13 protein-coding genes and 1 pseudogene are annotated in these 14,334 nt (G+C 70.7%); 6 read left to right on the plus strand and 8 right to left on the minus strand.

Annotated features, from left to right (window positions below; translation table 11 throughout):
- Window positions 1-196: 196 nt before the first annotated feature.
- The 3 genes from ABGB05_RS10155 (at window position 197) to otsB (ending at window position 2,125) form a co-directional block, all read left to right on the plus strand.
- Window positions 197-637 (plus strand): XRE family transcriptional regulator, encoded by a 441-nt coding sequence (locus ABGB05_RS10155; RefSeq protein ID WP_347652961.1) that lies wholly within the window; start codon window positions 197-199, stop codon window positions 635-637.
- 161 nt (window positions 638-798) lie between these two features.
- Entirely contained in the window at window positions 799-1,170 is a 372-nt protein-coding gene (locus ABGB05_RS10160; RefSeq protein WP_347652962.1) for a hypothetical protein, read from the plus strand.
- Window positions 1,171-1,300: 130 nt separating this feature from the next.
- Window positions 1,301-2,125 carry a trehalose-phosphatase gene (otsB, locus tag ABGB05_RS10165; RefSeq protein WP_347652963.1) on the plus strand — a complete coding sequence of 275 codons (825 nt, stop codon included), beginning with the start codon at window positions 1,301-1,303 and terminating at the stop codon, window positions 2,123-2,125.
- A 157-nt stretch (window positions 2,126-2,282) separates the two neighbouring features.
- Here otsB and ABGB05_RS10170 read toward each other — a convergent pair whose 3' ends face one another.
- From ABGB05_RS10170 to ABGB05_RS10185, 4 genes are all read right to left on the minus strand, one after another.
- The gene (locus ABGB05_RS10170; protein ID WP_347652964.1) at window positions 2,283-3,053 is read right to left on the minus strand and encodes an isoprenyl transferase; all 771 of its coding nucleotides are present in this window, start codon (window positions 3,051-3,053) and stop codon (window positions 2,283-2,285) included.
- A gap of 17 nt (window positions 3,054-3,070) precedes the next feature.
- On the minus strand, window positions 3,071-4,219 hold the full coding sequence (locus tag ABGB05_RS10175) for a geranylgeranyl reductase family protein (RefSeq protein WP_347652965.1): 1,149 nt from the start codon (window positions 4,217-4,219) through the stop codon (window positions 3,071-3,073).
- A gap of 11 nt (window positions 4,220-4,230) precedes the next feature.
- Complete coding sequence (locus ABGB05_RS10180) at window positions 4,231-5,190, minus strand: hypothetical protein (RefSeq protein WP_347652966.1); 960 nt, start codon at window positions 5,188-5,190, stop codon at window positions 4,231-4,233.
- A gap of 80 nt (window positions 5,191-5,270) precedes the next feature.
- The gene (locus ABGB05_RS10185) at window positions 5,271-7,121 is read right to left on the minus strand and encodes a phosphoenolpyruvate carboxykinase (GTP) (protein WP_347652967.1); all 1,851 of its coding nucleotides are present in this window, start codon (window positions 7,119-7,121) and stop codon (window positions 5,271-5,273) included.
- Window positions 7,122-7,498: 377 nt separating this feature from the next.
- Here ABGB05_RS10185 and ABGB05_RS10190 point away from each other — a divergent pair, with 377 nt between their 5' ends.
- Both ABGB05_RS10190 and ABGB05_RS10195 read left to right on the plus strand, forming a co-directional pair.
- Window positions 7,499-8,044: a GtrA family protein gene (locus ABGB05_RS10190; RefSeq protein ID WP_347652968.1), complete on the plus strand. Its 546-nt coding sequence runs from the start codon at window positions 7,499-7,501 to the stop codon at window positions 8,042-8,044.
- 62 nt (window positions 8,045-8,106) lie between these two features.
- Window positions 8,107-8,652, plus strand: a pseudogene (locus tag ABGB05_RS10195) (GtrA family protein); the annotation flags it as partial.
- Window positions 8,653-9,060: 408 nt separating this feature from the next.
- Here the strand turns inward: ABGB05_RS10195 and ABGB05_RS10200 are convergent.
- Together ABGB05_RS10200 and ABGB05_RS10205 are read right to left on the minus strand one after the other, a co-directional pair.
- Complete coding sequence (locus ABGB05_RS10200) at window positions 9,061-9,645, minus strand: PH domain-containing protein (RefSeq protein WP_347652969.1); 585 nt, start codon at window positions 9,643-9,645, stop codon at window positions 9,061-9,063.
- Window positions 9,646-9,815: 170 nt separating this feature from the next.
- Window positions 9,816-10,769, minus strand: a complete 954-nt coding sequence (locus ABGB05_RS10205) for a biotin--[acetyl-CoA-carboxylase] ligase (protein WP_347652970.1) — start codon at window positions 10,767-10,769, stop codon at window positions 9,816-9,818.
- A 36-nt stretch (window positions 10,770-10,805) separates the two neighbouring features.
- Between ABGB05_RS10205 and ABGB05_RS10210 the strand changes: the two genes are divergently transcribed.
- Window positions 10,806-12,401: an acyl-CoA carboxylase subunit beta gene (locus ABGB05_RS10210; RefSeq protein WP_347652971.1), complete on the plus strand. Its 1,596-nt coding sequence runs from the start codon at window positions 10,806-10,808 to the stop codon at window positions 12,399-12,401.
- 27 nt (window positions 12,402-12,428) lie between these two features.
- On the opposite strand, the gene ABGB05_RS10215 is transcribed toward ABGB05_RS10210, so the two are convergent.
- Complete coding sequence (locus ABGB05_RS10215) at window positions 12,429-13,427, minus strand: 2-dehydropantoate 2-reductase N-terminal domain-containing protein (protein WP_347652972.1); 999 nt, start codon at window positions 13,425-13,427, stop codon at window positions 12,429-12,431.
- A 67-nt stretch (window positions 13,428-13,494) separates the two neighbouring features.
- The gene (locus ABGB05_RS10220) at window positions 13,495-14,235 is read right to left on the minus strand and encodes a M50 family metallopeptidase (protein ID WP_347652973.1); all 741 of its coding nucleotides are present in this window, start codon (window positions 14,233-14,235) and stop codon (window positions 13,495-13,497) included.
- Between the last annotated feature and the right edge of the window lie 99 nt (window positions 14,236-14,334).

The following is a 14,334-nucleotide window of genomic DNA, read 5'->3' on the forward strand; positions in this document are numbered from 1 at the left end:
AAATCGTCCCATACGCGTGACAGTATCAGCTCTTCGTCTGATTACCCCCACACCTACGTACACCTATTGTGGCCACGTGATACCCCTCGACACAAGCCGTGCTAGGACACCACGGGAACGTGAACCTTTGTCACGCACGCAGTACACCTCGGCCCCTGACCCCCCGAAACAGGGCGGCTGGCCGTACCGTCAACGGGTGCCGGACCGCAGTCAAGGACGGAAGATTGCCTTCGCCGCCTTCGTACGCAAGGCACTCGACGACGCCCGCGCCACCCGCGCCTGGACCGGCACCGAGGTCTCCCGCCGCACCGGCGTGTCCCGCCAGACCATCAACCGCTGGGTACGCGGCGAGTGGGCCAGCGACCCCGAGGCGAAGCGGGTCGTCGCGTTCTGCGAAGGCCTCGGACTGGACCCGGGGGTGGCCTTCGGGGTGCTCGGCTGGGACCGCAACGCCCCGGCGCGCCCCACCCCGAGCGCCCCGCCGATGGATCCCGACGTCGAGGCACTGCTCCGTCGCCTGGTCGATCCGAACGTCTCCGACGCGGAGAAGTTCCACATCCGGGAGACCATCCGTTATCTAGCCTATCGTCCCGCTTTGCCGACGGACGCCCGAAAAGCGGGCAAACGAGCTGGGTAGTTAGTCAAATGGCGCAACTTCGCGCATGGCACTCATCCAACCACCTCCGGTAGTCAAACGCAGGCGCTAACGTCCCTCTTCGTACTGCTTGGGCTCGTCGTCGGCGGGGGGACGGGACAAGGCCGAACCCAGCCCTGCGGGACAGAAGGAGGGGTCTAGCCATGACCCTGAAATGGATGGCAGTTGTCGTCGCGTCGGTGTCCCTGACCCTGTGTGTGACCACGAACGTCGTGGTCGGCGCCGTCCGTGACGGCAGCACCGCACCGTTCCTGGTGAACGCCCTGGCCCTGACCGTCGCCGGGACCGCGACCGTCCTGGCCGTCGTCGCGGATCTCCACGAACGGCTCAACGCGCGGGTCACCGCGCTCACCGAGTTCCTCGTCGCTCGGCTCAACGAGCTGGACCGCAACGCGGGCGACCACAACACGGGATTTGTCGAGGGATACCTGCTGAGCCGGGCCCAGGACCCGGCGGTGGTACCGATCGGACCCCGGCTACGCGGACGCCGGGCGATGATCAGCGGCGACGACTGAGCCGGCGGACGAGCGGTCGCCGCTGGACGACCGGCCGTCGCCATGGCGCACGGTTGCCGCCGCAACGCCGGGGTGAAAGGTTTTCGCTTCGACGTCTGCGGCGGCAACCGGTCGAGGTACGCTGACGCCCGTGCGGCCGATCAACACGGGGGGGCAGTCCCCGACCGGTTCCCTGACTGCTGAACAGGCATGGCGGGCCACTGCCGACCGGCTCGAGGGCTGCGTCCTCTTCTTCGACTTCGACGGCACCCTCGCGCCGGTACGGGACGACCCGACCGCGGTGGAGCCGGCGCCGAAGGCCCTGGCGGCGATCAACGCCCTCACCTCGGTGGTACGACGGGTGGCGATCGTCTCGGCCCGGCCGGTGGAGTTCCTCCGCGACCGGCTCGCCAGCGTCGAAGGGGTGGACATCTACGGGCTCTACGGCCTGGAGCACCTGCTCGCCTCCGGTGAGACGGTCACCGAGGAGGCCGCCCTGCCCTGGGTGCCGACCATGGCCGAACTCTCCGAGCGGGCCCGCGCGGAGCTGCCGGACGGCACGCTGGTGGAGTACAAACGGCTCTCGGTCGCCCTGCACTGGCGGACCGCGCCGCACCTCGCCGACGTCGTCGAGCGGTGGGGCCGGCAACAGGCCGAGCAGCTGGGCCTGCGGCTGCAGGTCGGGCGGATGGTGCTGGAGCTCAAGCCCCCGGTCGACCGTGACAAAGGAATGGTGATCGGCGAGGCGGTCCGTTCCGCCAGCTGCGCGTGGTACTTCGGCGACGACGTCTCGGACATCAAGGCGTTCGCCGCGCTGCGCGCCCGCGAGGCCGCCGACCCGGACTTCTTCGGCGTCTGCGTCGCCGTCGCCAACCCGGAGACCGGCGACGAGGTCTCCACCGCCGCCGACCTGACCATCGAGTCGCCGGAGGCGCTCGGCGACTTCCTCACCGAGGCCCTGCACCGGCTCACCTGACCGGCGCCGGCCGGTCGCGCGCCGCCGGTGCCCTGCCGGGCCGGCGACTGGCAGGCGCCGCCGGTGCCCTGCCGGGCCGGGCGACTGTGACGCGCTCCCGCTGCCCTGCCGGGCCGGGCGACTGTGACGCGCTCCCGCTGCCCTGCCCGGGCGACTGTCACGCGCCGTAGCGGCGCTGCCGGTTGGCGTACGAGCGCAGGGCCCGGAGGAAGTCGACGCGCCGGAAGTCCGGCCAGTTCAACTCGCAGAAGTAGAACTCGGAGTGCGCCGACTGCCAGAGCAGGAAGCCGGAGAGCCGCTGCTCGCCACTGGTCCGGATGACCAGGTCAGGGTCGGGCTGTCCCTTGGTGTAGAGGTGCTCCGCGATGTGCTCCACGTCGAGGACCTCGGCGAGTTCCTCGATGGTGCCGCCGGCCGCCGCGTGCTCCCAGAGCAGCGAGCGGACCGCGTCGGCGATCTCCCGCCGGCCGCCGTACCCCACGGCGGCGTTGACCTGGGCGCCACCCACCCGGTCCCGGGTCCGTTCCTCGGCCGACTTGAGCGCCGCCGCGGTCTGCGCCGGCAGCAGGTCGAGCGCGCCGACCATCCGCAGCCGCCAGGGGTTTCCCTCCTCGGCCAACTCGACGACCAGATCCTCGATGATCTGGACCAGCGGGTCCAGCTCGCTGGCCGGCCGACGCAGGTTGTCCGTGGCGAGCAGATACAACGTGACGTGCCCGATACCGGCCTGGTCACACCAGCCCAGCACTTCCTTGATCTTGGCTGCGCCGACCCGGTGCCCGTCGTTCGGGTCGACGAAGCCCATCTCACGGGCCCACCGCCGGTTGCCGTCACACATCACCCCGACGTGCCTCGGTACGGGCTTACCGGCGAGCTTCGCCGTCAGACGTCGCTCGTACACCGAGTAGATAAGGTCGCGCAGACTCATCCTCTGCAGCGTACCGATCAGAACCGCCGAGGGAAGTGCCGGTTGACCCCGGCTGGGACGGCGGCGACCATCCTGGTCAATGTCCGCAGGTCCAAGCGCCCGTCACCGAGGCCCAGTTCGACCAGCGACCGGAAGACCTCGGCGTCCCGGTCGGCGGCCCGGACCACGGTGTCCACCACCGGCCGGCGCCGGGCCAGCCAGGCCACCGCCGAACTGTGCCGCAGGTGCCGGCCCAGCCGTCGACGCAGCGCGGCGGCGTACCGGTCCGCCGCGACGTGTGGCGAACCTGCGGCGGCCGCCCCGGCCAGCGAACCGGAGAGAACCGCGTAGAAGATCCCCTCGCCGGTGAACGGGTTGATCAGGGACAGAGCGTCGCCCGCCAGGACGATCCGGCCCCGTCCCGGCACCGGACGGCGGGTCGACAACGGCAGGTGGTGAGCCCGGATCCCGGTCGCCGCGCCGGTGTCGATCTCGGGCAGCAGGGCGGCCAGCCGGTCCAACATCTGGTCCCGGCGCAGCGGACAACCGGCGAGCACCTCGCCGTACCCGATGTTGGCCCGGCCGTCCCCGATCGGGAACACCCAGGCGTAGCCCGGCCAGTGCCGGGCCGAGGTGACGATCCGCTGCTCGACCGGCCCGGCGGCGGCCGGCGCGTAGCCCCGGATGGCCAACGCCAGGTGCCCTGCCGGGTTGACGCCGTGCCCGAGCGCCCGGCGGACCACCGAACCGGCGCCGTCGGCGCCGACCACCGCCCGGGCGGCCACCAGCCCGTCGAGCACCACCCGCTCGTCCCGGACCTCCACCCGCCGCACCGGATGCCGGCGCAGCTCCGCGCCGGCGGCCAGCGCCGCCGCCACCAGCCGGGCGTCGAAGACCTGGCGGGGCACCGTGTACGCGGGTCGGGGCAGCGGGCGCGCCACCTGACCGCCACCCGGCGCGACCAGCCGCAGCGCCGGCACCGGCCGATAGCCGGCCACCGCGTCCGGCACACCCAGTTCCGCGAGTACGTCCAGCGCGTGCGCCGCGATGCCGTCCCCGCACGCCTTGTCCCGGGGAAAGTCCGCCCGGTCCAGCAGCAGCACGCTCGCCCCGAGCCGGCGGGCGGCCAGCGCGGCGCTCGCCCCGGCCGGACCGGCCCCGACCACCGCCACGTCGACCGTCTCCACGCCCACTCACCTCATCCGGGACGCACGGTCACCGGCGGACCGGCCGGGTCCCGGGCGGCCCGCCCCGGATCCGGCACCGGCCCGGACCGGCCCGGTTGCGCGGCGGCCCGGGCGGCCCGGCGCAGCCCGTACAGCGTCATGGCCGCAGCGACTACCAGTGGCGTACCGTCCCGGACCAGGCCGTCCACCCCGAGCAGCAGCCAGCACATCGGCAGGTTCACCCCGAGCACGAGTACGGTGACCAGCATCAGCAGCACGCCCGCCCACCGCTTGCCGCGGAGCAGGAAGAAGCTGCTGAACAGCACCGCGTAGCTGACCGCGACGCCCACGACGAACCACAGCACCACGGTAGGCGCGGCGAGCAGCCGCCCGTCGAGGATCGTGCCGATTGCCACCAGAGCGGGCACCAGCGTCAACGGGCTGTACGTGAACGCCGCGACCCGGGCGGTGAGCAGCCAGCCGGTCACCGGTGGCCGGCGCGGGACCGCCTCCTGCCAGGAGACGCCCCGCCGGTCGATGACCAGCCGGTGGGGATGCCGGACGAGGTGGTCACGTATCGAGGGCGAGCGGTAGAGCAGCCAGACGACGGCGACGCAGAGCGCGGCGAGGATCGCGAACCCGAGCAGCCCCGGCAGCGGTGGCACCCCGGCCCGGGGCACGACCAGCCGGCCCACCGCGAAGATCGTGGTCACCGCGAGAATCAGCCCGAACGGGCGGGCACCGGCCCGTCCCCGCCGCACGTGCCGGATCAGGATGAGGAACCCGAGCGTCCGCAGCAGCGCCCAGCCGCTGCGGACGGCGAGCCCGAAGCCGCGCTCCGGGGCGTACCACCAGTTGAGCACGTCGACCACGACGGTGGCCGCGGCGGTCGCCACGAGCAGCCAGGTCAGGGCCCAGACGGCGGACGGCCGCCGGTCTGGTCCTGCGCCGGCGTACGGCCGCCGGTGCGGTTCTCCGGCGGCCGTCGTCATGCCGTCGATGATGCCCGGCCCGGTCCACCCGTACACCAGGTGGACCGGGCCGTCAGGTAGGTGTGCCCTGCCTCACCCCGCTACCGGGCGGTGCGGGCGGCCTCCTCGTCGAGGCGGGCCCGCAGCGCGTCCAGTTCGGCCCAGAGCACGCCCGGCAGCTTCTCGCCGAACTTGTCGAACCACTCGGTGATCCGGGGCAACTCCTGGCGCCACTCCTCGACGTCGACCCGGGTGGCGATCCGCAGGTCCTCCGGGCTCATGTCGAGACCGTCGACGTCGAGCGCGCCCGGGGCGGGTACGAACCCGATCGGCGTCTCCACCGCCTCGGCCCGCCCCTCCAGCCGTTCGACGATCCACTTGAGCACCCGGGAGTTCTCCCCGAAGCCGGGCCAGATGAAGTCGCCGTCGGCGTTCTTCCGGAACCAGTTGACGTAGTAGATCTTCGGCAGTTTGGCCTCGTCGCCGTCGGCGCCCTTGCCCATCTCGATCCAGTGCCGGAAGTAGTCGCCGGCGTGGTAGCCGATGAACGGCAGCATCGCCATCGGGTCCCGACGCACCACACCGACCTCGCCGGAGGCCGCCGCGGTGGTCTCCGAGGAGAGGGTCGCTCCCATGTAGACACCGTGCACCCAGTCCCGGGACTCGGTGATCAGCGGGATGGTGTCCTTACGGCGCCCACCGAACAGGATCGCGTCGATCGGTACACCGTTCGGGTCGTTGAACTCGTCGGCGACGATCGGACACTGCAGCAGCGGGGTGCAGAACCGGCTGTTGGCGTGCGAGGAGAGTTCGCCGCTCTCCGGCGTCCAGTCCCGACCCTTCCAGTCGATCAGGTGGGCCGGCGGGTCACCCATCCCCTCCCACCAGATGTCGCCGTCGTCGGTCAGTCCCACGTTGGTGAACAGGGAATTGCCCCGGTCGATGGTCCGCATCGCGTTCGCGTTGGTCTTCCAGCCGGTGCCCGGGGCGACGCCGAAGAGGCCGTACTCGGGGTTGACCGCATAGAGCCGGCCGTCGGAGCCGAACCGCATCCAGGCGATGTCGTCACCGATCGTCTCGACCTTCCAGCCGGGCAGGGTCGGCTCCAGCATCGCCAGGTTGGTCTTGCCGCAGGCGGACGGGAAGGCGCCGGCGACGTAGTGCACCCGCCCCTCTGGCGAGGTGAGCTTCATGATGAGCATGTGCTCGGCGAGCCAGCCCTCGTCGCGGGCCATCACGCTGGCGATCCGCAGCGAGTAGCACTTCTTGCCGAGCAGCGAGTTGCCGCCGTACCCGGAACCGAACGACCAGATCTCCCGGGTCTCGGGGAAGTGCGAGATGTACTTGGTGTCGTTGCACGGCCAGGCGACGTCCTGCTGCCCCGGCTCCAGCGGGGCACCGACCGAGTGCAGGCAGGGGACGAAGTCGGCGTCCTTCCCCATTCCTTCCAGCACCTTGCTACCCATCCGGGTCATGATGTGCATGGAGGCGACGACGTACGCGCTGTCGGTGATCTCCACCCCGAACATGGGCTGTTCCGCCTCCAGCGGCCCCATACAGAACGGAATGACGTACATCGTGCGCCCGCGCATCGAACCCCGGTAGAGGTCGGTCATGATGCGCTTCATCTCGGCCGGGGCCATCCAGTTGTTGGTGGGGCCGGCGTCGGCTTCGTCGACGGAGCAGATGAACGTACGGTCCTCGGCGCGGGCCACATCGGAGGGATCGGTACGTCCCCAGAAGGAGTTGGGCTTACGGTCCGGGTTGAGTCGTACCAGGGTGCCTGCCTCGACCAGTTCGTCGGTGAGTCGACGCCATTCCGCCTCCGAGCCGTCGGCCCAGACGACCTGGTCCGGACTGGTCAGTTCGGCCACCTCTTTGACCCAGGCGAGTAGTTTGGAGTGGCTGGTCGGAGCTTGATCGAGTCCCCGGATGGTAGCCGGAGCGGCCATGGCATATCTCCTTTGGTCGACGCTGACCGTTTACAGAGCTTGCGGTGCCGAACAGACCGGCGACGGTGCCGCCGGTGAAAGCCTGGGATTTCCGTCAGCGTAAACCGAGCGGCCGTTCAGGGCAGCGAGACTGGTTGTGAAGAACTGCACAGGATCCGGCGCCCGTGCGATAAGGCGCCTCTTTCCCCGCCGCCGCGCGCAGTTTCACGCAAATCTTCCCGGCGATGACATCGCGTCACTGGCTCCTCACCCGTTGCCGGAGGGACACACCTCGACGCTCAGGTCACACGCACCCCGACCGTCCGGTCGCGACGGCGGCGCCCGCGAGTCGCCGCTTGCGGGACGTGGGCATCGTCGGGAACCGGTACGCTCGACCCGTGTCCCCGACCGCGACCGGCGAACCCCCGTCATCCCCGGGCACCCGTCGCGGCCTCCTCCAGCAGCTCTGGCATCGGTTCGGACACCTCGTCCACGAGTTGGGCAAGTTCGGCACGGTGGGCGCGATCGCCTTCGCGGTCGACTTCGCCCTGTTCAACTACGCCAAGGCGAGTCTCGACTGGGAGACCCTGACCGCGAAGACGTTCTCCACCGTCATCGCGGCGACCCTGGCGTTCGTCGGTAACAGGTTCTGGACCTGGCGACACCGGGAACGCTCGGGCATGGCCCGCGAGTACTCGCTCTACTTCTTCTTCAACGCGGTCGGTCTCGGCATCGGGCTGGTCTGCCTGGCGGTCAGCCACTACGGGCTGGGCAGCATCTGGCCGGGGGTCTTCAAGTCCCTGGTCGCCGACAACATCGCGGGCAACTTCGTCGGTGCCGCGTTGGGCACCTTCTTCCGGTTCTGGTCCTACCGGCGGTTCGTCTTCGTCGGTCCGGCGGCGTCCGACGCTCCCGAGGTGCTCAAGGGTCACCCGGGGCCGTGACCAGCAGCCCATCCGCGTACGGTCGGTGCGCCCGGCCCGTCCTACTGGCCTAAGGTGTGCGAATGCGTTTCGTCCGACTATTGCCTGAACGCTGGCAGAAATTCCTCCATGAGGCGCTGAAGTTCGGCGCCGTGGGAGGTGTGAACGCCGTCATCAACTACGCGGTGTTCAACGCGCTGGCGCTCACCGTGTTCGCCGATGGGCAATTGAAGGCGAACGTCGTGGCCACGATCGTCGCCACCTGCACGTCGTACCTGATGAACCGGCACTGGACCTACCGGGACCGGCCCAAGTCGGCGGTGCACCGGGAAACCGCGCTGTTCTTCCTGTTCAACGCGACCGGCCTGGCCATCGAACTGGGCGTGTTGGCGCTGGCCAAGTACGGCTTCGGCCTCAGCGGGCTGCTCGCCCTGAACATCGCGAAGACGGTCGGGGTGGGACTGGCCACCATCTTCCGGTTCTGGTCGTACCGCACCTTCGTGTTCCGGAAGCCGCCCAGCAGTCCGGACAGGGTCGACCGGACCGGGGCGAAGCCGACGTCCGGCCCGGAAGGCGACGTCCTCGCCGAACTGGACCCGGTGGCCGAACTTGCCGAGGCGACCGCCGAGTTCGCCGACGAGCGTGCGGTACGGCGGGACGGCGAGCGTGCGGCACGACGGCCCGACGGCGAGCGGCAGAGCGGTGGCAGCAGCGTCAACGGTCGGCCCGGCGCCCCGCTCGAGGGTGCCGCCACCCCGTTGGACGGTGCCGCGACCCCGTTCGGCAACGACACGGTGGCGCCGAACGGGGCGAAGCGGCCGGCTCAGCGCCGGGTCCCACCGCTGCCGGCCGATCTCGCCGAGACCCTCGACGTGGAACTGGACAAGCAGCTCGTCGCGGAGTTGAAGGCCACGAAACTGGACACCGCGGCCCGTCGACGCTTCCACTGAGACACCTGCCCCCTGAAGTAACAACCTGCGCGGAAAACACCACCGCGCCGGCCCGGGGATCCGGACCGGCGCGGAACCGTTCGAGAGCTACTTGGCCGGCTTGGCCTGCTCCTCGCGCAGCGGCTTGCCCTCGGCCATGTCGGCGAGGATCTCCCGCATTTCGCCGTCGCCCAGTGAGTGCTTGTCGTGGTTCGCCTCGACGAGCTCGTACAGGGTGGTCTGGATCTTCTCCACACCGGGGATGTCCGCCAGGACGGACTGCCCACGCTCGCCGGCCGACTCGATGGTCAGCGTGCCGCAGCCGAGCATCCGCTCGAGGAACCGCTGGTTCATGGAGTGGTCGTTGATCCGGCTCAACGGGATGTCCCGCCGGTCACGGTTGAAAACGCCCTTCTGCAGCAGAACCCGCTCGTTGGTGAACAGGTAGTGCGTGGTCCGCCACACCAGGAACGGCCACAGGCTGAACAGAACCACCGCCACCAGCGCGGCCGCCGCGATCACCCAGCCGGCGATCGCGCCCGCCCCGCCCGCCGGCAGGAGGACGAACCCGACCACCACCGCGGCAACGGCCAGGACCAGCACCAGGACCGGCCGGATCAACGCCTTCCAGTGTGGGTGCAGGTGCGCCACGACATGCTCGTCCGAAGTGAGCACGTCCTCAGGGAATGCCACCCCAACCTCCTCGTCCGTACACGAATGTCCGCCGGTGACCGTAGCGGTTGTCCGCCACCGACACGCCATCCGGTACCGACTCTTTACCGCGCTGTCCCCCTGGCGACATCCGCCCGGTCCGGCGGTCGGCGCACCGATCCCGGCGGGCCCAGGGTGCGGGAGAGCCGGGTTCAGCGCAGGTGCAGGACGTCGCCGGCGGCGACCCGCCGCTCGCCGCTCGCGGTGTCGAGGACCAGCTGACCGTCGGAGTCGATCGTCCTGGCCGTGCCGACCAGGTCGTCACCGCCCGGCAGCAGGACCCGTACCTCCCGGTCGAGAGTGGCACAGTGCCGCAGGTACGCCTCGCGTAGTCCGCACTCCTCCGCGTCACCGGCGGCGGCCCGCCAGCGGCCGTACCAGCGTTCGACGGCGCGCAGCAGGGCCCGCAGCAGCGGGTCCCGGTCGGTGGCGACGGCGCCGGCCAGTTGCAGCGAGGTCGCCGGCAGGCCGGTGGTGACCGGCAGTTCGTCGGCCCGCAGGGTCACGTTCAGCCCGACGCCGAGCACGACCGCCGGCGGTTCCCCGGCCGTGGTCGCCACTCCCTCCACCAGGATCCCGGCGCACTTCGCCTCACCGCCCGCCGAAGCCGCGTTGCCCTCCGACGCCCCGGTGCCGGTCGAGGCACCGGTACCACCGGGCGACGTGCCGGTACCGGGCCAGACGAGCAGGTCGTTGGGCCACTTCAGCGCGGAGTCGAGCTCGGCGAGCCGATCCACCGCCTCGACCAGCGCGACACCGGCCAGCAGCGGCAACCATCCGTACCGGGCCGGCGGCACCACCGGCCAGCCCCGGTCCGGCGCGGCCACGCCCGGCCGGAGCAGCACGCTCACCGCGATCCCGGCCCGAGCCGGCGACTCCCAGGAGCGTCCGCGCCGGCCACGGCCGGCGGTCTGCCGCTCGGCGACCACCACCAGCCCCTCCGGCTCGCCGGACCGGGCCGCCTCCGCCACGTCGGCGTTTGTCGAACCGGTCTCGGTCCGCAACTCCAGGCGGCTCCAGAGGCCACCGGGGACGATCAGGGCCCGCTGCAGCCGTCGCGCGTCGAGCGGCGGACGGTCCAGGTCGGTGTACGGCGATCCCGGCATCAGGCCAGCGTACGGGGCGTCGTTACGATCGCGGACGTGACTGCGCAGCGGACCTCCACCGAACCCGACCTTCACAGCACCGCCGGACGGATCGCCGACCTGGACCGCCGGGTCGACGAGGCGGTGCACGCGGGATCGGCCCGGGCGGTGGAGAAGCAGCACGCCCGGGGCAAGAAGACCGCCCGGGAACGGATCGACATGCTGCTCGACGAGGGCTCCTTCGTCGAACTGGACGAACTGGCCCGACACCGGTCGACCAACTTCGGGCTGGAGAGGACCCGCCCGTACGGCGACGGGGTGGTGACCGGCTACGGCACGGTCGACGGGCGCAAGGTCTGTGTCTTCGCCCAGGACTTCACCGTCTTCGGCGGCTCCCTCGGCGAGGTCTTCGGCGAGAAGATCGTCAAGGTGATGGACCTGGCCATGAAGATCGGCTGCCCGGTGATCGGCATCAACGACTCCGGTGGTGCCCGGATCCAGGAGGGTGTGGTCAGCCTCGGCCTCTACGGCGAGATCTTCTTCCGCAACGTCCGCGCCTCCGGCGTCATCCCGCAGATCTCGCTGGTGATGGGCCCGTGCGCGGGTGGTGCGGTCTACTCCCCCGCGGTGACCGACTTCACCGTGATGGTCGACCAGACCTCGCACATGTTCATCACCGGACCGGACGTGATCAAGACGGTGACCGGTGAGGACGTCGGGATGGAGGAACTCGGCGGCGCCCGGACCCACAACACCCGCAGCGGCAACGCCCACCACCTCGCCGCCGACGAGGACGACGCGATCGAGTACGTCCGGGCGCTGCTGTCGTACCTGCCGTCGAACAACCTCGACGAGCCGGTCGTCGTCGACGACACCATCGCCGACCTGGACGTCACCGACGCCGACCGGGAACTGGACACCCTGATCCCGGACTCGGCGAACCAGCCGTACGACATCCACCAGGTGATCGAGCACGTCCTCGACGACGGCGAGTTCCTGGAGATCCAGCCGCTGTACGCGCAGAACATCGTGGTCGGCTTCGGCCGGGTCGAGGGCCGTCCGGTCGGGGTGGTGGCGAACCAGCCGATGCACTTCGCCGGCTGCCTGGACATCAACGCCTCGGAGAAGGCCGCCCGCTTCGTCCGCACCTGCGACGCGTTCAACATCCCGGTGTTGACCTTTGTGGACGTACCCGGGTTCCTGCCCGGCACCGGGCAGGAGTGGGAGGGGATCATCCGGCGCGGCGCGAAGCTCATCTACGCGTACGCCGAGGCGACCGTACCGAAGGTCACGGTGATCACCCGCAAGGCGTACGGCGGCGCGTACGACGTGATGGGCTCCAAGCACCTCGGCGCCGACCTCAACTTCGCCTGGCCGACCGCGCAGATCGCGGTGATGGGGGCGCAGGGCGCGGTGAACATCCTCTACCGGGGTGAACTCGCCGCCGCCGAGGACCCGGCCGCACTGCGGGCCGAGAAGATCACCGAGTACGAGGACACCCTCGCCAACCCGTACGTCGCCGCCGAGCGTGGCTACGTCGACGCGGTGATCCGCCCGGCGGAGACCCGGGGGCAGATCGTCCGGGCGCTGCGGATGCTGCGTACCAAGCGGGAGACGCTGCCGCCGAAAAAGCACGGCAACATCCCGCTCTGAGCAGTTTCCGGCGGCCGCGTGCCGGTCTCAGTCGAAGAGGTGCGCCTGCGGGAAGGTGCCGGCCGGGATCCGCTCCCGTACCGCCCGGCGCATCGCCCGCTGGATCGCCGCGTTCACCGGCGTCGGTACGCCGTACCGCCGGCCGAGCAGCACGATCTCGCCGTTGAGGTGGTCGGTCTCGACCGAGCCGGTCTGCCGGGCCAGGCTCTGCCAGGTGGAACTGCCCTGCCGGTCGGTCCCGCCGACCGGGACGGACCGGATCCGGTCACCGCGCTCGGCCGCCTCCTCGGCCACCGACGTGTACCCGATGCCAGCCTTGTCCAGCACCGTCTCGCCCTCGGTCCGGACCGCCTCGTACAGCTCGTCGGTCGAGCCGGTACGGGAGTCCCGGCCGAACAGCGCCTCGACCGCGTTGCCGAGGTTGCGGAGCAGTTTGCCGTACTTCCAGCGCATCACGTCGTCCCGGACCGGGGCGAGAAAACCGCCGGCCGCCAGGTCGGCGGCGATCCGCCGGCTGGTCTCGTCCGAGCCGTCCGGGTACGCCCCGACGTGCAGCATCCCGGAGTACGGATGTCCACTCGCCACCACCCGCCCCGGCTCCAGGTACGTCGCCGGCAGCCAGACGCAGACCGGATGGACCCGGTCGAAGAGCCGGGCGGCGGCGGTCTCGTTCGCCACGCCGTTCTGGGCGGTGAGCAGCGGAAGCCGCTCGGACGCGGTGCCGCCGCCGACCACCGGCAGGTCCGCCCAGCCGCGCAGCGCGGTTTCGGTGTCCTGCGACTTCACCGTCAGGACCAGCACGGTGTCCGGGGTCAGCGTCGGCACCTCTCCGCCGGTGGTCGGGTCGGCGTAGCCGGGCAGCCGGGCGGTGTGCTCGCCGTCGGGGGTGACCAGGGTCAGGCCACGCTCCCGGATCGCCGTCAACTGGGCGCCCCGGGCGACCAGCGTCACGTCCAGGCCGGCCTGGCTGAGTCGTACCCCGATGGTGCCGCCGACCGCACCCGCCCCGATGATCACGTACCGCATCCGTCTCCCCCACCTGCTGAAATGTCTTCTCCGGCCGGTCAGCCCCGGATCCGGCGCCTCAGGCCGGTCAACCGGCCAGGCTGAGACCGTCCAGGAACGGCCCGGCGAGCAGGGCCGCCCCGGCCAGCAGCACGATCAGGTTGACCACGCCGAAGAACCCGACCCAGACCAGTCCGGGTACTCCGGTCAGCCAGGCGAGCTGGTCGGCATCCGACTGCGACAACTGTCCACGGCGGCGCTGCGTCTGCATCTCGCCCACCGGCCGTACGCCCCCGAGCAGCAGGAACCATACCCCGGTGTACGCGAACGCGGCCTGCACCTGCGGCGACGTCTTCCAGGAGACCCCGAGTACCACCGCCGTGGTGACCACGATCGAGATGATGCCGTAGACGTTGCGGATCATCACCAGCATGGCGAGCAGCAGCGCGACCGCCACCCAGAGCAGCAGGGTGATCCGGTTGCCGCCGAGCAGCCAGGCACCGCCCAGCCCGATCAACGACGGTGCGAGGTAGCCGGCGAGCAGGGTGAGCACCATGCCGGGTCCGGTCGGTTTACCGGACGAGACGGTCAGCCCGGAGGTGTCCGAGTGCAGCCGGATGCCCTGCAGTCGCCGGCCGGTGAGCAGCGCGAGCAGTGCGTGCCCGCCCTCGTGCGCGATCGTGATCGCGTTACGTCCGATCCGCCACGGCACCCGGGTCAGCACCACGGCGAGCGCCACCAGCCCGGTGACCAGCACCAGCATCGCCGGCGGGTCCGGTTGCGCACCGAACAACCTGTCCCACAGCTCCGACAGCCCGTCGCTCGACATCCGAGCGAGCCTACTGCATGTTGGAAAGGCCCTCGGTTAGCGCTTCTTACGGGCGACCGGCTCGGTGACCGGGCACGTCAGGTCCACGTCGGAGCCATC

It is taken from the genome of Plantactinospora sp. B5E13, assembly GCF_039871775.1.
Taxonomy (GTDB): Bacteria; Actinomycetota; Actinomycetes; order Mycobacteriales; family Micromonosporaceae; genus Plantactinospora.

Coding starts and splice junctions, on each gene's coding strand:
- ABGB05_RS10160 (WP_347652962.1), top strand. CDS start 799: ATGACCCTGAAATGGATGGCAGTTGTCGTCGCGTCGGTGTCCCTGACC.
- ABGB05_RS10170 (WP_347652964.1), bottom strand. CDS start 3,053: ATGAGTCTGCGCGACCTTATCTACTCGGTGTACGAGCGACGTCTGACG.
- ABGB05_RS10180 (WP_347652966.1), bottom strand. CDS start 5,190: ATGACGACGGCCGCCGGAGAACCGCACCGGCGGCCGTACGCCGGCGCA.
- ABGB05_RS10185 (WP_347652967.1), bottom strand. CDS start 7,121: ATGGCCGCTCCGGCTACCATCCGGGGACTCGATCAAGCTCCGACCAGC.
- ABGB05_RS10205 (WP_347652970.1), bottom strand. CDS start 10,769: ATGCCGGGATCGCCGTACACCGACCTGGACCGTCCGCCGCTCGACGCG.
- ABGB05_RS10215 (WP_347652972.1), bottom strand. CDS start 13,427: ATGCGGTACGTGATCATCGGGGCGGGTGCGGTCGGCGGCACCATCGGG.
- ABGB05_RS10220 (WP_347652973.1), bottom strand. CDS start 14,235: ATGTCGAGCGACGGGCTGTCGGAGCTGTGGGACAGGTTGTTCGGTGCG.